Origin of the sequence: Pantoea sp. B_9 (assembly GCF_008632015.1) — a bacterium.
In the GTDB taxonomy this organism is placed as follows: domain Bacteria; phylum Pseudomonadota; class Gammaproteobacteria; order Enterobacterales; family Enterobacteriaceae; genus Pantoea; species Pantoea dispersa.
In genome coordinates this window covers 227,188-248,888 of record NZ_VWVL01000005.1, presented here as the reverse complement: position 1 = coordinate 248,888, position 21,701 = coordinate 227,188, and the positions used below count along the sequence as shown (strand labels likewise).

At 59.3% G+C, this 21,701-nt stretch carries 18 protein-coding genes; 14 read left to right on the top strand and 4 right to left on the bottom strand.

The features are described from left to right. The first annotated feature begins 2 nt into the window (after positions 1-2). Entirely contained in the window at positions 3-1,286 is a 1,284-nt protein-coding gene (thrC, locus tag F3I21_RS16610; RefSeq protein WP_021508656.1) for a threonine synthase, read from the top strand. Positions 1,287-1,405: 119 nt separating this feature from the next. Here thrC and yaaA read toward each other — a convergent pair whose 3' ends face one another. Beyond that, positions 1,406-2,179: a peroxide stress protein YaaA gene (gene yaaA / locus F3I21_RS16605; RefSeq protein ID WP_058757132.1), complete on the bottom strand. Its 774-nt coding sequence runs from the start codon at positions 2,177-2,179 to the stop codon at positions 1,406-1,408. Between the two features lie 212 nt (positions 2,180-2,391). Here yaaA and tal point away from each other — a divergent pair, with 212 nt between their 5' ends. The 3 genes from tal (at position 2,392) to F3I21_RS16590 (ending at position 5,481) form a co-directional block, all read left to right on the top strand. Continuing rightward, a complete protein-coding gene (gene tal, locus F3I21_RS16600) occupies positions 2,392-3,345 on the top strand; it encodes a transaldolase (protein ID WP_058757131.1) in 954 nt (317 codons plus the stop codon). Between the two features lie 124 nt (positions 3,346-3,469). Further along, a complete protein-coding gene (mog, locus tag F3I21_RS16595) occupies positions 3,470-4,057 on the top strand; it encodes a molybdopterin adenylyltransferase (RefSeq protein WP_058771520.1) in 588 nt (195 codons plus the stop codon). Positions 4,058-4,170: 113 nt separating this feature from the next. Continuing rightward, a complete protein-coding gene (locus F3I21_RS16590) occupies positions 4,171-5,481 on the top strand; it encodes an MFS transporter (protein WP_150059353.1) in 1,311 nt (436 codons plus the stop codon). A gap of 39 nt (positions 5,482-5,520) precedes the next feature. Here F3I21_RS16590 and satP read toward each other — a convergent pair whose 3' ends face one another. Then, the gene (satP, locus tag F3I21_RS16585; protein WP_059011785.1) at positions 5,521-6,081 is read right to left on the bottom strand and encodes an acetate uptake transporter; all 561 of its coding nucleotides are present in this window, start codon (positions 6,079-6,081) and stop codon (positions 5,521-5,523) included. Positions 6,082-6,378: 297 nt separating this feature from the next. Here satP and dnaK point away from each other — a divergent pair, with 297 nt between their 5' ends. The 4 genes from dnaK to F3I21_RS16565 all read left to right on the top strand — a co-directional run bounded on the left by dnaK (position 6,379) and on the right by F3I21_RS16565 (position 11,303). Further along, positions 6,379-8,289 carry a molecular chaperone DnaK gene (gene dnaK, locus F3I21_RS16580; protein WP_021508662.1) on the top strand — a complete coding sequence of 637 codons (1,911 nt, stop codon included), beginning with the start codon at positions 6,379-6,381 and terminating at the stop codon, positions 8,287-8,289. A gap of 103 nt (positions 8,290-8,392) precedes the next feature. Beyond that, on the top strand, positions 8,393-9,529 hold the full coding sequence (dnaJ, locus tag F3I21_RS16575) for a molecular chaperone DnaJ (protein ID WP_021508663.1): 1,137 nt from the start codon (positions 8,393-8,395) through the stop codon (positions 9,527-9,529). 375 nt (positions 9,530-9,904) lie between these two features. Next, positions 9,905-10,678 (top strand): siderophore-interacting protein, encoded by a 774-nt coding sequence (locus tag F3I21_RS16570; protein ID WP_150059352.1) that lies wholly within the window; start codon positions 9,905-9,907, stop codon positions 10,676-10,678. Positions 10,679-10,763: 85 nt separating this feature from the next. Continuing rightward, complete coding sequence (locus F3I21_RS16565) at positions 10,764-11,303, top strand: PadR family transcriptional regulator (protein WP_150059351.1); 540 nt, start codon at positions 10,764-10,766, stop codon at positions 11,301-11,303. Positions 11,304-11,308: 5 nt separating this feature from the next. On the opposite strand, the gene F3I21_RS16560 is transcribed toward F3I21_RS16565, so the two are convergent. Beyond that, positions 11,309-11,596 carry a SelT/SelW/SelH family protein gene (locus tag F3I21_RS16560; protein ID WP_021506610.1) on the bottom strand — a complete coding sequence of 96 codons (288 nt, stop codon included), beginning with the start codon at positions 11,594-11,596 and terminating at the stop codon, positions 11,309-11,311. A 342-nt stretch (positions 11,597-11,938) separates the two neighbouring features. On the opposite strand from F3I21_RS16560, the gene F3I21_RS16555 reads away from it, so the two are divergent. The 5 genes from F3I21_RS16555 to F3I21_RS16535 are packed head-to-tail and all read left to right on the top strand — an operon-like array spanning position 11,939 to position 17,974. Then, a complete protein-coding gene (locus F3I21_RS16555) occupies positions 11,939-14,305 on the top strand; it encodes a TonB-dependent receptor domain-containing protein (protein ID WP_150059350.1) in 2,367 nt (788 codons plus the stop codon). Positions 14,306-14,355: 50 nt separating this feature from the next. Further along, complete coding sequence (locus tag F3I21_RS16550; RefSeq protein ID WP_150059349.1) at positions 14,356-15,387, top strand: hemin-degrading factor; 1,032 nt, start codon at positions 14,356-14,358, stop codon at positions 15,385-15,387. After that, positions 15,384-16,208, top strand: coding sequence for a hemin ABC transporter substrate-binding protein (locus F3I21_RS16545; protein ID WP_150059348.1), 825 nt, complete (start codon positions 15,384-15,386; stop codon positions 16,206-16,208). The genes F3I21_RS16550 and F3I21_RS16545 overlap by 4 nt, the downstream gene beginning before the upstream one ends. Next, the gene (locus tag F3I21_RS16540) at positions 16,201-17,202 is read left to right on the top strand and encodes an iron ABC transporter permease (protein WP_104093696.1); all 1,002 of its coding nucleotides are present in this window, start codon (positions 16,201-16,203) and stop codon (positions 17,200-17,202) included. The genes F3I21_RS16545 and F3I21_RS16540 overlap by 8 nt, the downstream gene beginning before the upstream one ends. Continuing rightward, a complete protein-coding gene (locus F3I21_RS16535) occupies positions 17,195-17,974 on the top strand; it encodes a heme ABC transporter ATP-binding protein (RefSeq protein WP_150059347.1) in 780 nt (259 codons plus the stop codon). Before F3I21_RS16540 ends, F3I21_RS16535 begins: the two co-directional genes overlap by 8 nt. A 17-nt stretch (positions 17,975-17,991) precedes the next feature. Here the strand turns inward: F3I21_RS16535 and F3I21_RS16530 are convergent, their stop codons facing one another. Continuing rightward, positions 17,992-18,984, bottom strand: a complete 993-nt coding sequence (locus F3I21_RS16530; RefSeq protein ID WP_059011800.1) for an MDR family oxidoreductase — start codon at positions 18,982-18,984, stop codon at positions 17,992-17,994. 560 nt (positions 18,985-19,544) lie between these two features. Here F3I21_RS16530 and F3I21_RS16525 point away from each other — a divergent pair. Next, positions 19,545-21,692: an ornithine decarboxylase gene (locus tag F3I21_RS16525; protein WP_150059346.1), complete on the top strand. Its 2,148-nt coding sequence runs from the start codon at positions 19,545-19,547 to the stop codon at positions 21,690-21,692. Positions 21,693-21,701: the final 9 nt, after the last annotated feature.

The following is a 21,701-nucleotide window of genomic DNA, read 5'->3' as shown; positions in this document are numbered from 1 at the left end:
GCATGAAACTCTACAACCTTAAGGATCATAACGAGCAGGTTAGCTTCGCGCAGGCCGTGAAACAGGGCCTCGGCTCGCAGCAGGGGCTGTTTTTCCCGCTGGAACTGCCGGAATTCGAGCTGACCGACATTGATGCGATGCTGGAGATGGATTTCGTCAGCCGCAGCAGCAAGATTCTCTCTGCTTACATCGGCGATGAAATTGCCGCGCACCAGCTGGCCGAGCGCGTGAAGAACGCCTTTGCTTTCCCGGCACCGGTGAGCCAGGTGAGCGACGATGTGGCCTGTCTCGAACTGTTCCACGGTCCGACGCTGGCGTTTAAAGATTTCGGCGGGCGCTTTATGGCGCAGATGCTGTCGTACGTGTCTGGCGCGGATGAGCAGATCACCATTCTGACCGCGACCTCCGGCGATACCGGCGCAGCGGTGGCGCACGCGTTCTACGGCATGGAAAACGTGCGCGTGGTCATCCTGTATCCGCAGGGCAAAATCAGTCCGCTGCAGGAGAAGCTGTTCTGTACGCTGGGCGGCAACATTGAAACCATCGCGATCGACGGCGACTTCGATGCCTGCCAGGCGCTGGTTAAGCAGGCGTTTGATGACGAAGAGTTGAAGAAAGCCATCGGCCTGAACTCGGCTAACTCCATCAATATCAGCCGTCTGCTGGCACAGATTTGCTATTACTTCGAGGCGGTGGCGCAGCTGCCGCAGGAGAAACGTAATCAGCTGGTGGTGTCGGTGCCAAGCGGTAACTTTGGCGATCTCACGGCCGGTCTGCTGGCGAAATCGCTCGGTCTGCCGATCAAGCGCTTTATCGCCGCGACCAACGCCAACGATACCGTGCCGCGCTTCCTTGCCGACGGTCAGTGGCAGCCGAACGCGACCGTGGCAACGCTGTCGAACGCGATGGATGTCAGCCAGCCTAACAACTGGCCGCGTGTGGAAGAGCTGTTCCGCCGCAAAACCTGGCGCCTGACCGATCTGGCCTACGGCGCGGTGTCGGATGAGACCACCAAAGCCACCATGCGCGAGCTGGCAGAGCTGGGTTACCTGTCAGAACCGCACGCGGCGATTGCCTATCGTCTGCTGCGCGATCAGCTGCAGGAAGGGGAGTTTGGCCTGTTCCTCGGCACCGCGCATCCGGCGAAGTTTAAGGAGAGCGTGGAAGAGATTCTCGGCCAGCCGCTGCCGCTGCCGGAAGCGCTGGCCGCGCGCGCCGATTTGCCGCTGCTGTCGCATGCCATGAAGGCGGATTTCGCCGCGCTGCGGGCGTTTTTGCTGAAGTAAATATCTTACGGGCCGGTCACATCGGCCCGTTATGCATTTTTCTGGCGGCGCGATTTAACGCGCGGGTTTTTAACAGACGCGCAATGATTTGCGCCGCTACGATTCAGGTGAAGCTGGCGTTATTGCTCGCGGCGCTTAAATACCAGCTCGTTACCCTTACTCTCCGCCGCATCAAAGAAATAACCGTCAACATCAAACTTCTTCAGCTGCGTCGGTTTCGTCAGGCGCTTCTCAATCACATAACGGCTCATCAGGCCACGCGCCTTCTTGGCGTAGAAACTGATCACCTTGAACTTACCGTTTTTCTCATCGAGGAACACCGGCTTAACCAGCTCGGCATTCAGCTGCTTCGGCTTGATGGCTTTAAAATACTCATCGGAGGCGAGGTTGATCAGCACGTCATCGCCCTGTTCCGCCAGCGCGTCGTTGAGCTTTTGCGTCAGCAGGTCGCCCCAGAAGCTGTAGAGATCTTTGCCGGCCGGATTCGCCAGTTTGATGCCCATCTCTAAGCGGTACGGCTGCATCAAATCCAGCGGGCGCAGCAGGCCGTACAGGCCCGAAAGCATGCGCAGGTGTTTTTGGGCAAAATCAAAGTCGGCTTCGCTGAAGGTCTCTGCCTGCAAACCGGTATAAACATCACCTTTGAAGGCCAGAATTGCCTGCCGCGCATTATCGGGTGAGAAGGGCGGCTGCCACTGGCTGAAACGGTCGGCGTTGAGGTGCGCCAGTTTGTCGCTGATGCCCATCAGCGAAGCGATTTGCGCCGGGGAAAGATCGCGCGCCACGTCAATCAGCTGCTGTGATTTTTCTAACAGCGCCGGTTGGGTAAACCGTGACGTTGCCAGCGGGCTTTCATAATCCAGTGTCTTGGCTGGCGAGATAACCATCAGCATTGTGTCTGTCCTCGTTGACCCGCTGTTTTCAGGGGATGGATGGGAAAAATGTCGCGACGAGTGTAGCAAAAAAGCTGCACGGATCGGCAAATCGCTCCCATTTGTTAGCGCTATCGTAAAGGGCACGCGGCGATGTTGCGCCGCTTAGCCTGCGTGATATTATCGCAACAGCCTTTTACACCCTGACAGTCAACTTAAGAGAAAAGAGAACCATGACGGACAAACTTACTTCCTTGCGTCAGCTGACTACTGTGGTCGCCGACACCGGTGATATCGCGGCAATGAAACTCTACCAACCGCAGGATGCCACCACTAACCCTTCTTTGATCCTCAACGCTGCGCAAATCCCTGAATACCGCAAACTGATTGACGAAGCCATTAGCTGGGCACGTCAGCAGAGCAGCAACAAAGAAGAGCAGCTGGCGCTGGTTTCTGACAAGCTGGCCGTTAACATTGGTCTGGAAATTCTCAAACTGATCCCGGGACGTATCTCTACTGAAGTTGACGCGCGTCTCTCTTACGACACCGAAGCGAGCATCGCGAAAGCACGCAGCCTGATCAAACTGTACAACGATGCCGGCATCAGCAACGATCGTATCCTGATCAAACTGGCCTCAACCTGGCAGGGCATCCGCGCGGCGGAGCAGCTGGAGAAAGAAGGCATCAACTGTAACCTGACGCTGCTGTTCTCCTTCGCCCAGGCGCGTGCCTGTGCCGAAGCGGGCGTGTTCCTGATTTCGCCATTTGTTGGCCGTATCCTCGACTGGTACAAGCAGAACACCGACAAGAAAGAGTACGCAGCGCATGAAGATCCAGGCGTGGTATCCGTGTCTGAGATCTACAACTACTACAAGCAGCACGGCTATGAAACCGTGGTGATGGGCGCCAGCTTCCGTAACGTCGGCGAAATCATCGAGCTGGCCGGTTGCGACCGCCTGACTATCTCTCCGGGCCTGCTGAAAGAGCTGGCCGAGAGCGAAGGCAGCGTAGAGCGTAAACTGAGCTACAGCGGCGAAGTGAAAGCGCGTCCGGCTAAAATGACCGAAGCGGAATTCCTGTGGCAGCACAACCAGGATCCAATGGCGGTGACCAAACTGGCCGAAGGTATCCGCAACTTTGCCATCGACCAGGGCAAACTTGAGAAGATGATCGCCGAACTGCTGTAAGGTGATGTGCCGTGGCGGCTGCCGGTCGCCACGGTTTTCGCGTTTCCCTCGCTGATGCTTTGTATTATCCTTTCTGCCATTCCCCTTTTTCTCACCGCCCCGCGGTCAACACAGCGATAACTCTATGGATACTTTACGTATTGGCTTAATTTCCGTGTCCGATCGGGCCGCTAACGGCATCTATCAGGATCAGGGCATTCCGGCGCTGGAAAGCTGGCTTAGCGCTGCGCTGGCGACACCGTTTGAGATTGAAACCCGCCTGGTTCCGGATGAACAGCCGATGATTGAGCAGGCGATTTGCGAGCTGGTCGACGAACGTTTTTGCCACCTGGTGCTGACCACCGGCGGTACCGGTCCGGCCCGGCGCGACGTCACGCCGGATGCGACTCTGGCGGTAGCCGACCGCGAGATGCCCGGCTTTGGCGAGCAGATGCGGCAGATCAGCCTGCAGTTTGTGCCGACCGCGATTCTGTCACGCCAGGTGGGCGTGATCCGCAAGCAGTCGCTGATCCTCAATCTGCCAGGACAGCCGAAATCGATTAAAGAGACGCTGGAAGGGTTGAAAGCGGATGACGGTACGGTGAAAGTGCCAGGGATTTTCGCGGCTGTACCCTATTGTTTACAGCTGCTGGAAGGGCCTTACGTCGAAACCCACCCGGAGGTGGTAGCAGCTTTTCGCCCGAAAAGCGCACGGCGTGAGACAAACGTCTGAAAATTGCCGTTTTCAGGCATAAAATGCAGAGTGACTGGTGTGGCAAAATATTGACGGTATAGTAACCGCAGCTTTACAACTATACTGACATGGCCTCTGGATACCGCACTCTTATGGATTCGCTGACAACGCGTCGACTCAACCGCCAGGACTACAAAACCCTGGCGCTGGCTGCCCTGGGCGGGGCGCTGGAATTCTACGATTTTATCATCTTCGTCTTCTTCGCTGCGGTAATTGGCGAGCTGTTCTTTCCGCCAGACATCCCGGAATGGCTGCGTCAGGTGCAGACCTTTGCCATCTTCGCCGCCGGTTATCTGGCGCGCCCGCTGGGCGGCATCATCATGGCGCACTTTGGCGACAAAGTCGGGCGCAAGAAGATGTTCAGTCTGAGTATTCTGCTGATGGCGCTGCCGACGCTGGCGATGGGCGCGCTGCCCACCTACGCCAGCATTGGCATTGCCGCACCGTTACTGATGCTGCTGATGCGCGTGCTGCAGGGCGCGGCCATTGGCGGCGAGGTGCCGGGCGCGTGGGTGTTTGTTGCGGAGCATGTGCCGGAGAAGCGCATCGGTTTTGCCTGCGGCACGCTGACTGCAGGCTTAACCGCCGGCATTCTGCTCGGTTCGCTGGTGGCGACGGTGCTGAATACTTCGCTCTCGCCGGCGGTGATACGCGATCACGGCTGGCGCATTCCTTTCTTCCTCGGCGGCCTGTTTGGCCTGCTGGCGATGTATCTGCGTCGTTGGCTGCATGAAACCCCGGTATTTCGTCAGATGCAGCAGCGCAAAGCGCTGGCGGAAAAACTGCCGCTACAGACCATTCTCGCCAGCCATAAGCGCGGTATTGCGGTGTCGATGCTGCTTACCTGGCTATTATCAGCCTGTATTGTGGTGGTGATTCTGATGGCGCCGACGCTGATGCAGAAGCAGCATGGCGTGCCGGCGGCGCTCAGTCTGCAGGCCAACAGTTTCGCGACCGTGATGCTGCTGATCGGCTGCGTGCTGGCGGGCTGGATTGTCGATCGCTACGGTGCGGCGCGTACCTTACTGATTGGTTCGCTGCTGCTGGCGCTGTGCAGCTGGAGCTTTTTCCAGCAGCTTGGCGGCACGCCGCAGATGCTGTTCATCTGGTACGGTCTGGCGGGACTGAGCGTGGGCGTGGTCGGCGTGGTGCCGTTTGTTATGGTGCGGGCGTTTCCAGCGGCGGTGCGCTTCACCGGCATTTCCTTCTCTTACAACGTGTCGTATGCCATCTTTGGCGGCCTGACGCCGATCAGCGTGACGCTGATGATGTCGCTGACGCCGATGGCGCCGGCATGGTACGTGCTGGCGCTGGCGCTGATCGGTATGCTGGTGGCGCTGTGGTTATGGCATGACAGCCGCCAGGCTAATGCGCAGCTGGATGTCTCGCTGCATTCATCGTAATGACAGCGCGCGGAGCGGCACGGCTCCGCGCGCCGTTGATTACTCGCCAATCGGCAACACGCTGCGCTCAAACTTCTCGTTCAGCACTTCGCCCATCGCCAGATAAAAGGCGCTGGCACCACAGACGATGCCCACCCAGCCAGCGATACGCAGCAGCGCCGCGTGATCCAGCAGATGACCGATAGCCAGCAGCGCAAACAGCAGCGTCAGGCTGGCAAACACAAACTGCAGCATCTTCGCGGCCCGCAGCGTGCCAAAGAACAGAAACAGCGTGAAGAGTCCCCACAGCGCCAGATAAGCGCCGAGGAAATGGCCATCGGCGGCCGCGGCCAGTCCCATTTTTGGCAGCAGCAGAATCGCCACCAGCGTCAGCCAGAAGCTACCGTACGAGGTAAAGGCGGTCAGGCCGAAGGTGTTGCCTTTTTTATACTCCAGCAGCCCGGCAAGGATTTGCGCGATGCCGCCATAAAAGAGGCCCATCGCCAGGATAATCACATCCATTTCAAACAGACCGGTATTGTGTAAGTTGAGCAGGATGGTGGTCATACCAAAACCCATCAGGCCCAGTGGGGCGGGATTCGCCAGCGTGGTGTTGCCCATAATTCCTCAGCAGCAGCGTTATTGTTTATTGGTTTAACGCCCGCGCCAACAGCGGTGGGGCGCGGGGCGCTGCATCATAATCAGGTGGCTTTTGCCGCACTTTGATCTCACGCGGTAAGCGAATCTAAATTTTTTTTAGTTTTAACCCTTGATGCGCTTCGAAGCGGCCCCATTTAGTTGTCATCAAGCATTGTGAGGCAGCAAAAAAATCTGCCGCAGCAGTTGAAAGTGGTCAGCGTGACCGCATCTCTGCTTCACAACCCAATTTGGCAAAGAATTTAAGTGGGAGACGTTTAGATGGGTAAGATTATTGGTATTGACCTGGGTACAACCAACTCATGTGTGGCGATTATGGACGGTGGCAAAGCACGCGTGCTTGAAAACGCCGAAGGCGATCGCACCACACCGTCAATCATTGCATATACCGGGGATGGCGAAACTCTGGTCGGTCAACCGGCTAAACGTCAGGCGGTGACCAACCCGCAGAACACCCTGTTTGCAATCAAGCGCCTGATCGGCCGTCGTTTCCAGGACGAAGAAGTGCAGCGTGATATCAAAATCATGCCGTACAAAATCATCGGTTCTGACAACGGTGACGCATGGCTGGACGTGAAAGGCCAGAAAATGGCACCGCCGCAGATCTCTGCAGAAGTGCTGAAAAAAATGAAGAAAACCGCGGAAGATTTCCTCGGTGAGCCGGTAACCGAAGCGGTTATCACCGTTCCAGCTTACTTCAACGATGCGCAGCGTCAGGCGACCAAAGACGCCGGCCGTATCGCGGGTCTGGACGTAAAACGTATCATCAACGAACCGACCGCAGCGGCACTGGCTTACGGCCTGGATAAAGGCCAGGGCAACCGCACCATCGCGGTATATGACCTGGGTGGCGGTACCTTCGATATCTCTATCATTGAGATCGACGAAGTCGACGGCGAAAAAACCTTTGAAGTACTGGCGACCAACGGTGATACCCACCTGGGTGGTGAAGACTTCGACAGCCGTCTGATCAACTACCTGGTTGCCGAATTCAAGAAAGATCAGGGCATCGATCTGCACAACGATCCGCTGGCGATGCAGCGCCTGAAAGAAGCCGCAGAGAAAGCGAAAATTGAGCTCTCTTCTGCGCAGCAGACCGACGTTAACCTGCCGTACATCACGGCGGATGCGACGGGTCCTAAGCACCTGAACATCAAAGTGACCCGCGCGAAGCTGGAATCACTGGTAGAAGATCTGGTTACCCGTTCAATTGAGCCGCTGAAAGTGGCGCTGAACGACGCTGGCCTGTCGGTTTCTGACATCAACGACGTTATCCTGGTTGGTGGTCAGACGCGTATGCCAATGGTGCAGGCGAAAGTGGCGGAGTTCTTCGGTAAAGAGCCACGTAAAGACGTGAACCCGGACGAAGCGGTCGCTGTGGGTGCTGCGGTACAGGGCGGCGTGCTGGCCGGTGAAGTAAAAGACGTTCTGCTGCTGGACGTGACCCCGCTGTCGCTGGGTATCGAAACCATGGGTGGCGTGATGACGTCGCTGATCAGCAAGAACACCACGATCCCAACCAAGCACAGCCAGGTGTTCTCGACTGCTGAAGACAACCAGTCTGCCGTGACCATTCACGTGCTGCAGGGTGAGCGTAAGCGTTCAGCGGATAACAAATCGCTGGGCCAGTTTAACCTCGACGGTATTCAGCCTGCGCCGCGCGGTATGCCACAGATCGAAGTGACCTTCGACATCGATGCTGACGGTATTCTGCACGTGTCTGCGAAGGACAAAAACAGCGGGAAAGAGCAGAAGATCACCATCAAAGCTTCTTCTGGCCTGAACGAGGAAGAGATCGAAAAAATGGTTCGTGACGCGGAAGCTAACGCCGAGTCAGACCGTAAATTCGAAGAGCTGGTGCAGACGCGTAACCAGGGTGACCAGATTGCGCACAGCACGCGTAAGCAGCTGGACGAAGCCGGTGACAAACTGTCAGCGGAAGACAAAGCACCGATCGAGTCTGCCCTGAACGAGCTGAACACCGCGCTGAAAGGCGAAGATAAAGCAGAAATCGAAGCCAAAATGCAGGCGCTGATGGAAGTGTCCAGCAAGCTGATGGAACTGGCGCAGCAACAGGCTCAGGCCGGCGCAGCGGATGCCGGCGACGCTTCGGCGAAGAAAGATGACGACGTTGTCGACGCTGAATTCGAAGAAGTGAAAGATAAAAAATAATTGCCCCTGACCGGGCGCGACGGCTGGCCTGACAGCCGTTGAAACCAGCACGGGCGTCGGAGATTTCTCCACGCCCGTGCGATCATGTTAAGGGCAGAGAAAAATGGCTAAGAGTGATTTTTACGAGATCTTAGGCGTCTCAAAATCCGCCGATGAGCGCGAAATCAAAAAGGCCTATAAGCGCCTGGCGATGAAGTATCACCCGGACCGTAATCCGGGCGATAAAGAGGCCGAGACGAAATTCAAAGAGGTCAAGGAAGCCTACGAGATCCTCACCGATGCGCAGAAGCGTGCAGCTTACGATCAGTACGGTCATGCGGCGTTTGAGCAGGGCGGTGGTGGCGGCTTCGGCGGCGGCTTTGGTGGCGGCGGTGCCGACTTCAGCGATATCTTTGGCGACGTGTTCGGCGATATCTTTGGTGGTGGTCGCCGTCAGCGCGCCTCACGTGGCGCCGATTTACGCTACAACATGGAACTGACGCTGGAAGAAGCGGTACGCGGCGTGACCAAAGAGATCCGCATTCCAACGCTGGAAGAGTGTGATGTCTGCCACGGCAGCGGCGCCAAAGCGGGCACCCAGCCGCAGACCTGTCCGACCTGTCACGGTGCGGGCCAGGTACAGATGCGTCAGGGCTTCTTTACCGTGCAGCAAGCCTGTCCGACCTGTCACGGTCGCGGCTCGGTGATTAAAGATCCGTGCAACGCCTGTCACGGCCATGGCCGCGTTGAGCGCCAGAAAACGCTGTCGGTGAAAATCCCGGCCGGCGTCGATACCGGCGACCGTATCCGCCTCAGCGGAGAAGGTGAAGCGGGTGAGCATGGCGCACCGGCTGGCGATCTGTACGTGCAGGTTTCGGTGAAGAAACACCCGATCTTTGAGCGTGAAGATAACAACCTGTACTGCGAAGTACCGATCAACTTTGCCATGGCAGCGCTGGGCGGCGAGATTGAAGTGCCGACGCTCGACGGTCGCGTGAAGCTGAAAGTGCCGGCAGAAACCCAGACCGGCAAGCTGTTCCGCATGCGCGGCAAAGGCGTGAAGTCGGTGCGCGGCGGTGCGGTCGGCGATCTGCTGTGTCGCGTGGTGGTGGAAACCCCGGTCAGCCTCAACGACAAGCAAAAAGCGCTGCTGCGCGAGCTGGAAGAGAGCTTCGGCGGACCCACCGGCGAGAAAAACAGCCCGCGTTCGAAAAGCTTCTTCGATGGCGTAAAGAAGTTCTTTGACGATCTGACCCGCTAATCGGGTGCGCAGACAGTAACAAGCGGAGAGGCGACTCTCCGCTTTTTTTATGCGCAGTTCTGCCGTGCAGATATTCAACGGCATTGTTTTTCGTCATTCACATCCCCGACAGCCGTTACCTTTCAAAAATACGCGGACACGCTGTAGGGTCGCCATTTATGGCGACCTCAAGCCGTGAAAATCCTCGCCAAAAAACGCTTCCTCACCTTGCAAAAACCGGTTCCGTTTTCGCCAATAGCATTTTTCGGCATTGCGTCGAAAATATATCATAGGTATCTTGCAAGGCGTTTAATGAGAATGATTTTCGATAACATGCACCATCAGCGGTGTGCGGCAGCGCAGTAGCGCGGGACCGTCGCTGCAGGGAGAGAAACGTTGCCAAACCCGACTCACCACCGCGCTCCACAACGCGTGCGCAATGAATTACGCTTCCGTCACATCACCATCGCCAGCAAAACGCGGGTGGCCGATGCCTTCTGGCGCATCGTCTTTAGCGGCAGCGATCTGGCGGGTTTCCACTCGCCCTCTTTTGACGACCACATCAAAGTGTTTTTCCCGGATACGCCGGGCGGTGCGCTGGCGCTGCCACACATGACCGACGAAGGCATCGTCTGGCCTGACGGCGTGCGCCCGGCGGCGCGCGACTATACGCCGCTGGCCTTTAACGGCAGCGATTCGCTGACGCTGGATTTTTACATCCACGACGGCGGCGTCGCCAGCAGCTGGGCGAGTGCCGCTCAGCCGGGCGATCGCATTGCGATGGGCGGCCCGCGCGGCTCATGCGTCGTGCCGGTGGATTATGCCTGTCAGATTTATGTGTGCGATGAGACCGGTCTGCCGGCGTTTAAGCGCCGCTATCAGGAAATGCAGGCACAGCAGATTCATCTGCTGGCCTGTGTTGATGAGCCAATCGGCCGCGCGTATCTTGGCGACCTGCCGGACGTCACGGTGAGCTGGCTCGGCAGCGGCAACATGCAGGCTGAGGCGCTGACGCCGCTGCTGGACCCGATTATGCTGCCTGCTGATGACTACTTCATCTGGCTGACCGGCGAAGGCGCGGCGGTGAAACAGCTGAGCGATTACTTTACTCAGCAGCGCGCGGCGCACAGCGACCTGGTGCGCGCCGTCGCTTACTGGCATCAGAAATAACCGGCGCCCGCCCGCTGCCGCCTGTGTTGAATTTTACCAGGCACCAGACTACTATCAACCTCCCTCAACTGACCCCGGGAAGGCGATGAAACAGCAGCGGGATGTTCCAGAGCACGCCGATGCGGCACAGCGTGCCAGCTGTGCCGGCGCACGCAGAAAGCGGCGCGAAAGGATGCTGGATGGCAGTGATATTCGCCTGCTGATGCTGCACTTTCTGGCCAGCGGCGCGGCGCACGGTTATGAGCTGATCAAGTCGGTGGAAGAGTTGTCGAAAGGCGAATATTCCCCCAGCCCCGGCATTATTTATCCCAACCTGACGCTGCTGGAAGAGATGGACGCCATTCGCGTGGTGGATGCCCAGGCCACGCGCAAAGCCTACGCGCTTAACGATGCGGGCCGCGCGCTGCTGGCGGAAAATGGCGAAAACGTGGCGGTGATTATCGGGCGGCTTACTTCGCTGGCGATTCTGGTCAACAACCGCAGCATTCCACAGGTGGAGCAGGCGATCCATACGCTTCGCTATACGCTCAATCATCGGTTATCGCAGGAGCAGATTTCACCGGCCACGGTGGAGATTGTCGTGGCGGCGCTGCAGGACGCGGCAGAGAAGATCGCCAACAGCTAAGCGCGTTACGGTTTCTTCTTGTCCACGTGCCCCAGTTCGCGATCCGGCCAGCAGACATCGCGCACCCGCTGCTTCAGTGCTGCCGCATCGGGAAAGCCGCCTTCCTGTTTGCGTTCCCAAATTACCTGACCATCAATGCTGATTTCGAACACGCCGCCGCTGCCGGGCTGGAGCGTGACCGCGCTGAGATCGCCGGCAAAGGTATGCAGCAACTCCTGCGCCATCCATGCCGAACGCAGCAGCCAGTTACATTGGGTACAGTAGTGAATGGTTACTGCCGGTTTATCTGCCATCCTATCCCTCCTGTTAGTGCTTGATTAATCATGGGTTAACAAATTGTGCGCACAAAGATACATCTTGATGCAAATGATATTGATAATGATTACCAATTGCATTAAATTGTTTTCGCCATCATTTTACTCTCTATAAATACCACAGGCATCCCTGCGGCACCGCGGCCAGTTATATACGGCAGCTGTGCACTGAAGCGCGCATGACACTGTGCCACAGGTGCCGGGATCGATAACATTATCTGGCCAGCGTGACGCGCTGTTTCACGGTTTTTAGCATAGAGCCGTGGTTTTCTGGCAGCAAATAAGTGAGCGAATACTAACAATTAACCAGGTATTTCGCGCATGTCTTTCAACCTTCAGGGAACTGTTCAGCAGCGTCTGTGTAAAGTCGCTGTTCTTGCTTCAGCCATTCACGCAGCCTGCAGCTATGCCGCCAGCGACAGCAGTACGCTGGCGCGTTCCGCAGAGAACAACAGCAGCAATGAACCGGTAATGACCGTTACCGCACCTAAGCAGCAGGCCGGCAGCAAAACCACGCTCACCGCCAGCGATCTGCAAAATCGCGGCGCCAATGACTTCGGTTCGATTATGCGTTATGAGCCGCTGGTCAGCGCCACTGGCGCGGCGGGCGGTTCGTCAGCCGGTAAAAGCGGCTTTGACCGTGCAGGCTATACCGGCTACAACATTCGCGGTCTGGAAAGTAACCGTGTCGGTCTGGATATTGATGGCATTCCGGTACCGGACGCCACCGGTCGTCCGTACGTCAGTCGCGCCGGTAACAATACCTTCGGTATCGGTCGCGACTACATCGACCCGTATATGTTTGGCAGCGTCGAAATTGAGAAGGGCGCTACATCGGTGGAACAACCTAACACCGCCATCGGCGGTAACGTATCGTTTCATAACAAGTCGCCGGACGACTACCTCAGCAGCGATAAAACCCACTATTTCGGTTATCAGAGCGACTACAGTTCGGCAGATCGCAGCTGGCACAACGGCATCACCGCGGCGGCAGGGGATGATGAACTGCGCGGCCTGTTTGTCTACAGCCGCCGCGACGGCCAGCAGACGCGCAACAACAGCGGCGTAAAAGACGCCTACCCGGCCAACTGGCACTCGGATGCCTTTATGACGTCGGGCATCTGGCAGCCAAACGATCAGCACAAGCTGAGCGCCACCTTCGACTACTACCACAAAACTAATCACACCCACTACGATACCTGGGACAGCAGCAGCGGCAACACTATTTGGGGCACTGCGCAACAGCAGAGCGATTCGCGCCGCTGGGGCATTAATCTTGCCGATGAGTGGACGCCGTACAACGAGATGATCGATACGCTGACCACGCGGGTTTACTGGCAGCAAACCGAGGCGCACGACACCACCTGGTTACCGACCAGCGCCAGTCAGTACGGCTTCGTCTACTCTGACTACAACGTCGATACCTTAGGGTTTGACACGCGCGCCAGCAAAACCCTCGGCCGCCACGAGCTGAGCGGCGGCGTCAACGCGCGCGTGGAGAACAGCGAGCGTCCGTTCCGCCAGGCGCCGAACCCGGGCACCTTCGGCACCATTACCCAGCCGCAGTCAGACAGCCGTTCCTGGACCGTGGCCGGTTATCTGCAGGATAAAATCAATTTCGATCTCGATAGCCACAATTTCGCGGTGATTCCCGGCGTGCGCGTTATTCATCAAAGCACCAAACCGAAGAACCTCGGCGATCTGACCAACGGCAGCACGGTGCTGACCGAAGAGCAGGTGGAAAAACTGTACGGCAAGACCAATTCAGACACCGAAGTGCTGCCGTCACTGACCTTCCAGTACGATATCAATCCGGCGCTCACCACCTGGCTGCAATATAAGCGCGGCGTGGAGTTCCCGACCACCAGCCAGCTGTACGGCTCGTGGAACCTTGGTTCAAGCTACGCCGGCAGCGCGCAGTATGCGCTGATTGGTAATGCCGATCTGAAAACCGAGACCAGCAACAATTTTGAGTGGGGTCTGAAAGGACAGCCGACCGACGGCATCACCCTCAATACCTCGGTGTTCTACAACACCTATAAAAACTTTATTGCCTACACCCGCTATCGCCGCGCCACCAACCCGGCGATGTTCGTCAATGTTCCGGCCAACATCTACACCAGCTATCAGGCTGAGAACCGCGACAAAGCCTACATTTATGGGGCGGAGATCAGCACCCGCGTCAACTACGGCAGCTGGTTCCCGACCGTGGATGGCCTGAGCAGCACGTTCGCGCTCGGCTACAGCGAGGGGAAAGCGAAATCCCGCTATCTGGGCGACAAATACATCGATCTCGACAGTGTCGCGCCGCTGAAAGCGATTGTCGGCGTCGCGTGGGACGACAAAGCGCGCGGTTACGGCGCGGCGCTCACCGCCACCTTCGTCAAAGGCAAACAGGCCAGCGCCACCAACCGTGAGAGCTACAGCAACAGCGGGGCGGCCATCAGCGACGCCAGCAGCGAATACATGCGCGTGCCGGGCTATGGCCTGATCGATGCCACCGCTTACTGGCAGCTGACAAAAAACGTCAGGCTGAGCGGCGGTGTCTACAACATTACCGATCGTAAATACTGGGATTACCTCAGCAGCCGCACGCTGACCAGCGCCAGCGCGCAGGAGCGCAACGACATCAATCTGGCCGTGATGCCGGGACGCACCTGGCAACTGGGCGTGAACGTCGACTTCTAATCACTTTTCGCCCTGCGGTGGCGCAGGGCATTTTCACGGGAGCAAGCGCAATGCATCAACGCTATCAACACTATCTGGCGCTGAAAGGCCAGCAGCCAAAAATGTACGCGCGTGATTTAGCCGCGCTGATGGGCATAGGGGAAGCACAGCTGTGCGAAGCGCGCGTGGGCCACGACGCGCAGCCGCTGCGCGCCGATTTTCCGGCGCTGCTGACGGCGCTGGCGGCAGTGGGTGAGACCAAAAGTATTACGCGCAATGCCTGGGCGGTGCACGAACAGGTGGGAACCTACAGCAATCTGCATCTCGGCGAACATGGCGGGCTGGTGCTTAATCCGCGTGCGCTCGACCAGCGTCTGTTTCCCGCGCAGTGGCACAGTGCTTTCTTCCTGCACGAGCAGACCGCGCACGGCGAACGGCAGAGCATACAGATTTTCGATCGTCACGCTGATGTGGTGCTGAAAATCTACACCACCGCGCAAACGGAGATGCCGGCGTGGCAGGCGTTAATTGAACGCTTCCGGCTGGCGCACGCGCCTCAGCTGCAGCCGCAGCCGGTCAGTGCCACGCCGTTCAGCGACAGGGTGGATGCCGGCACTGTCGAAGCGGAGTGGCGTGCCATGACCGATGTGCATCAGTTCTTTGGCCTGCTGAAGCGTCACCATCTCTCGCGGTCGCAGGCGTTTCGCGCGGTGCCGGATGATTTAGCGCGTCAGGTGAGCAACACCGCGCTGGCAACGCTGCTGGCCCAGGTACAGCAGGATGGCAATGAAATCATGATTTTCGTCGGCAATCGCGGCTGTACCCAGATCTTTACCGGCACTATCGGGAAAGTGGTGCCGCTGGATAACTGGATTAACGTTTTTAACCCCACGTTCACGCTGCATCTGATGGCGAATCGCATTCACGAGAGCTGGGTGACGCGCAAGCCGGGCGGCGATGGCTTCGTCACCAGTCTGGAGCTGTTTGCTGCCGATGGCACGCAGATTGCCCAGCTGTACGGCCAGCGCAGCGAGGGCACGCCGGAACAGGCACGCTGGCGCGAGCAGGTGATGGCGCTGACGCCGACAGGAGCCGCCGCATGAAAGCGCTGATCCTGACACTGCTTGCTCTGCTGACGCTGCCGGCGTGGGCGGCGCAGCGCATCATTACTATCGGGGGCGATGTAACGCAGATCGTCTACGCGCTGGATGCGCAGGCGCAGCTGGTGGCGCGCGACAGCACCAGCCAGCATCCGGCGGCGGCCACCAGGCTGCCGGATGTCGGCTACATGCGCCAGCTCAACGCGGAAGGCATTCTGGCGCTGAAACCGACGCTGGTACTGGCCAGCGCGCTGGCTAAACCATCGCTGGTGTTGCAGCAGGTGGCGGACGCCGGGGTAACGGTGGTGGAGGTCAGTGGGGATAACCGCCTCGACGCCATCACGGACAAAATCGCCACTATTGGCAAAGCGCTGCAGCGTGAACAGGCGGCCCGCGCGTTGATCGACAAGGTCAACAAACAGCGTGCGCAGCTACCGCAGCAGCCGCTGTCGGTGAAAGTGCTGTTTATCATGGCGCACGGCGGTTTACGCACCCAGGCGGCTGGTGCGCAGACCGGCGCTGACGGCGCAATTCGCGCTGCCGGCCTGATTAATGCCATGGGCGCGGTGCCGCATTATCAGCAGCTGTCGCAGGAGGGCGTCGTGGCGGCGGCACCGGATTTGGTGGTGGTCGGCGAAGAGGGGCTGCGCACGCTGGGAGGCGAGCAGGCGATGTGGGCGCTGCCGGGCCTGCAGCTGACGCCGGCCGGCCAGCATCACGCGCTGCTGGTGATTGATGAGATGGCGCTGCTGAGTTTCGGCCTCGATACGCCGGACGCGATTTTGCGCCTGCGCCATGCGGCGGAAGCCGTGCAGCATGATTAACCGCCTGATGATGCGCTGGCTGATGTTAATGAGTATCAGCATGCTGGTGTGCATGCTGCTGGCGGCCAACCTCGGCGCGATGCCGCTGTCGCTGCGCACGCTGTGGCAGGCGCCGCTCAGCGATCTGGCCTGGCAAATCTGGCTCACAATTCGCCTGCCGCGCGTATTGCTGGCGGTGCTGACTGGCATGGCGCTGGCGGTGTCCGGTGCGGTGATGCAGGGGCTGTTTCGTAATCCGCTGGCCGATCCCGGACTGCTGGGTATCAGCAGCGGTGCCGGGCTGGCGGTGGCGCTCTCAGTGGTGTTGCCGCTCAGCCTGCCGCCGCTGCTGGCGCTGTGGCTGCCCTCGCTGGCAGCGTTTGCCGGCAGCCTGGTAGTGACGCTGCTGATCTTCAGCTTTAGCCGGCTGGCGCAGGGCCAGCTGGCGCGCCTGCTGCTGGTGGGCATTGCGATTAATGCGCTATGCGGCGCGGCGGTTGGCGTGCTGTCGTGGCTGAGCAACGACCAGCAGCTGCGTCAGCTGTCGCTGTGGGGCATGGGCAGCCTGACGGGTGCCCAGTGGCCGAGCCTGCTGGTGTGTGCGCTGCTGATCGTCCCGGCGCTGCTGCTGGTGCAGACGCGCGCGCGTCGCCTCAATCTGCTGCAGCTGGGCGAAGAGGACGCGCACTATATGGGCGTCGATGTTAAACGCACGCAGCGCCAGCTGCTGGTGCTGAGTGCGCTGCTGGTGGGCACGGCGGTGGCGGTCAGCGGCATTATCGGTTTTGTCGGGCTGGTGGTGCCGCACGTGATGCGTTTTTGTCTCGGCAGTGACCACCGCTGGCTGCTGCCGGGCGCGGCGCTGGCGGGAGCGATTCTGCTGTTGCTGGCGGATACGCTGGCGCGCACCGTGGTGATTCCGGCCGAAATGCCGGTCGGGCTGCTAACCAGTCTGCTGGGCGGGCCGTGGTTCCTGTGGCAGATTCTGCGCCAGCAAAGGGGGCTGAATGAGTGAGCAGTTGCAGGCGCGCGGACTGCGGTTTTGCCGGGGAACGCGTACCTTAATCGATGATGTTTCCCTGACGCTGCCGCCGGGCGAAATGGTTGCCCTGATCGGCCCTAACGGTGCCGGTAAGTCGACGCTGCTGCGGCTGCTGACCGGCTTTCTGCACGCGGACGCCGGCGAATGCTGGCTGGGCGATCGTCCACTGGCGGCCTGGCCGCGCGAACCGCTGGCGCAGCGCCGCGCGGTGATGCGCCAGCAAAACAGCGTCACCTTTCCGCTGCCGGCTGCCGACGTGGTGGCGATGGGGCGCGCACCCTGGCCGACCGGTAACTGCCAGGCGGTGGTGCAGGAGGTGATGCAGTTAACCGGCAGCGCGCCGCTGGCGCAGCGCGACTATCGGTCGCTGTCGGGCGGGGAGCAGCAGCGCGTGCAGCTGGCCCGGGTGCTGGCGCAGCTGTGGCATGACGACGGCCCGCGCGGCTGGCTGCTGCTGGATGAACCCACCTCCGCGCTCGATCTCTACTGGCAGCAGTCTACTCTGCGCCTGCTGCACCGGCTGACGCGCAATGGCCATTTTAGCGTCTGCGCGGTGCTGCACGATTTGAATCTGGCCTCACTGTGGTCGGATCGGGTGTTGTTATTACACCACGGCCAGCTGGTGGCGCAGGGCGCGCCGCACGCGGTGATGACCGAACCGATCCTGACACGCTGGTATCAGGCCGACCTGCAGGTGGTTACGCCGCCAGCGCAGGATCGGCCGCAGATACAGCTGCGGCCATAACGGCACCCTGCACCGGGTCAGGGCGCCTGGCGGCAATCGACAATCAGCCGACCACGCACCTGGCCCGCCAGCAGCTGTTCTGCGCCTGCGCGCGCCTCACTCAGTGGAATCACTTTGGTCATCTGCTCCAGCAGCGCGCCGTCAACCAGCTCCGCCAGACGCTGCCACGCCTGCTGACGCAGCGGTTTGGCGCACATCACGCTGTCCACGCCGGCCAGCGTAACGCCGCGCAGAATAAACGGCGCGACGCTGGTGGGCAGATCGAGGCCCTGCGCCATGCCGCAGGCGGCGACCACGCCGTCGCGCTGGATCCCGGCTAACACATTGGCCAGCGTGTGGCTGCCGACGCTATCGATCGCGGCGGCCCAGCGCTCTTTCGCCAGCGGTTTGCCGGGCGCGCTCAGTTCGTTACGGTCGATAATCGCGGAGGCGCCGAGCGTATCGAGCAGGTAGGCGCTGTCGCTGGCGCGGCCGCTGGATGCCACGACCTCATAGCCGAGACGTGCCAGCAGGCTCACGCTGAAGCTGCCCACGCCGCCGCTGGCACCGGTAACCAGCACCGGACCGTGCTGCGGTGTGATGCCCTGTTTTTCCAGCGCCAGCACGCACAGCATCGCGGTAAAGCCGGCGGTGCCAATCGCCATGGTTTGCAGCGGGCTGAGCGCCGCCGGGACCTTGACCAGCCAGTCGCCGGAGACGCTGGCTTTCTGCGCCAGCCCGCCCCAGTGTTTTTCACCCACGCCCCAGCCGGTGAGCAGCGCAACATCGTCCTGCTGCCACTCCGGATGACGGCTGTGGATCACCCGGCCAACAAAATCGATGCCTGGCACCATAGGAAACTGGCGCACAATCGGCCCTTTATTACAGATGGCCAGCGCGTCTTTGTAGTTGAGGGTGGAGTAGCTTACTTCGAGGGTAACATCCTGATCAGGCAATTGTTGCTCTGACAGATCCTGCAGGGATGTGCGGTATCCCTGTTCATCATTTTCAATGACCAGTGCCTTGAACATGCAGCCTCCGGCTGGTTGGGAGAAGTGCGCTCCATAGTACGCTTCTGCCGCAGGGAGCGCCAGGCGGATGGGCGCGGCAGGCGGTCGCTATCGCACCTGCGTTACATTCTGCATAACTTTGCATAACCTTCGACTATTCAGGCAGTTAAAAATAGATGCTTTAACTATTATTCATGTAAATCAATGAAGTAGCGCGTTGGTGTTCTGCATCAAAATTCCGCCCTGATTGGTTGTTCCCGGTAAAAAAAGATGCCATCATGTCGCCCGAATTTCTTCCCCATCTTCATCGCTGAGGACGCCGCCATGTCCGGTACAATGCACATCTGCACTTGTCGCCGTGCGCTTCATGACAAGCGCGCCTCTGTCATCTGTTGTTCGCATTTCCCGCTCACCATGCGGTGAGGCTACGCCCCGTTCGCTGTTGGATATGAGTAAAGACAGACGCGATCTGGCTTTACTGATGTCTATCGGTTGCGGCCGCCGGACGTTATTCGCCGGGGAAATTTCCTCATTGCTGTGCCACTGGCACCCACTCATCCTTCATTACGGGGATTTGTGTTATGAACCCATTGAAAATTGCTGCCAGCGTAGCGGTAGCGCCAAGCCTGAGTCTCAACACCGCGCGCGACGTGGTGACGCTGGATAATACCGATTTCACCGACGTGGCCGCGGTAGTGGTCTCGCTGGCCGATACACGCAGCGGCGTGCTGACGCTGCTGCGCCAGACTGGCTTCAATCTGCCGGTGTTTGTCGCGAACGCCTTTGATGACGCGGTGCTGACGCTGCCGGGCGTGACCGGAGAGATCAACGGCGCAGCGGAAGAGTGGCAGGCGCTGGAGCAGGCGGCGCAGGCGTACGAGGCGGAACTGCTGCCGCCGTTTTTCGACACCCTGACGCGCTATGTCGATATGCAGAACAGCACCTTTGCCTGTCCGGGCCATCAGGGCGGGGCGTTTTTCCGCCGCCATCCGGCCGGACGTCAGTTTTATGAGTTCTACGGCGAGAACGTCTTTCGCTCCGATATGTGTAACGCGGACGTCAAGCTGGGCGATTTACTGATCCACGAAGGCTCGGCCAAGGATGCTCAGAAATATGCCGCGCGCGTGTTCAACGCCGATAAAACCTACTTCGTGCTGAACGGCACCTCCAGCGCCAACAAAGTGGTGACCAATGCGCTGCTGACGCGCGGCGATCTGGTGCTGTTTGACCGCAATAACCATAAATCTAACCACCACGGTGCGCTGATTCAGGCGGGCGCCACGCCGGTTTATCTGGAAGCGGCGCGTAACCCGTTTGGCTTTATTGGCGGCATCGATGCGCACTGTTTCGACGAGACGTATCTGCGCGAGCAGGTGCGCCAGGTCACGCCACAGCGCGCGGATCAGCCGCGCCCGTTCCGGCTGGCGATCATCCAGCTTGGTACCTACGATGGCACGGTATACAACGCGCGCCAGGTGGTGGATCGCATCGGGCATCTGTGTGACTACATCCTGTTTGATTCGGCATGGCTGGGTTATGAGCAGTTTATTCCGCTGATGGCCGGCTGCTCGCCGCTGACGCTGGAGCTTAACGAGAACGATCCGGGGATCTTTGTCACCCAGTCGGTGCATAAGCAGCTGGCGGGCTTCTCGCAGACTTCGCAGATTCACAAGAAAGATAACCATATTCGCGGCCAGAAACGCTTCTGCCCACACAAGCGGCTGAACAACGCGTTTATGCTGCACGCCTCAACCAGCCCGTTCTATCCGCTGTTCGCTGCGCTGGATATCAACGCCAGAATGCATCAGGGCGAAGCGGGGCGCAGCATGTGGCACGACTGCGTCACGCTGGGCATTGAGGCACGCAAAGCGATCCTCGAGCGCTGCAGCCTGATTCAGCCCTTCCTGCCGGAGCAGGTGCACGGCAAGCCATGGCAGGCGGCAGAAACCGCCACCATCGCCGCCGATCCGGCGTATTTCAGCTTCGAACCGGGCGCGAAGTGGCACGGTTTTGCCGGTTACGATGCCGGACAGTATCTGGTGGACCCGTGCAAACTGCTGCTCACCACGCCAGGCATCGATGCCACCAGCGGCGAATACACCCGCTTTGGCATTCCGGCTACCATCCTCGCCAACTATCTGCGCGAGAACGGTATCGTGCCGGAGAAGTGCGATCTCAACTCAATCCTGTTCCTGCTGACCCCAGCGGAAACGCCGGAAAAAATGGCGCATCTGGTGGCGATGCTGGAGCAATTTGAACAGCACGTGCGTGAGGATGCGCTGCTGGCCGAAGTGCTGCCGAGCGTGTATCGCAGGCACGTCGAGCGCTATCAGGGCTACACGCTGCGTCGCCTGTGCCAGGAGATGCACGATTTGTACGTCAGCTACGACGTTAAGGATCTGCAGCGCGACATGTTCCGTCAGGCGTGTTTCCCGAAAGTCGAGGTCAATCCGCAGGATGCGCATCAGGCGTATATTCGCGGTGACGTTGAGCTGGTGCCGATCGCCAGCGCCGAAGGGCGCATTGCCGCCGAGGGGGCGCTGCCGTATCCGCCGGGTGTGCTGTGCGTGGTGCCAGGCGAAACCTGGGGCGGGGCAGTGCAGCGCTATTTCCTCGCGCTGGAAGCGGGTATCAATCTGCTGCCGGGCTTTTCACCGGAGTTGCAGGGGGTTTACACCGAGGAGGATGACAGCGGGCACAAGCGGTTAGTGGCGAATATGATGTTGTAGGAGGGGGCT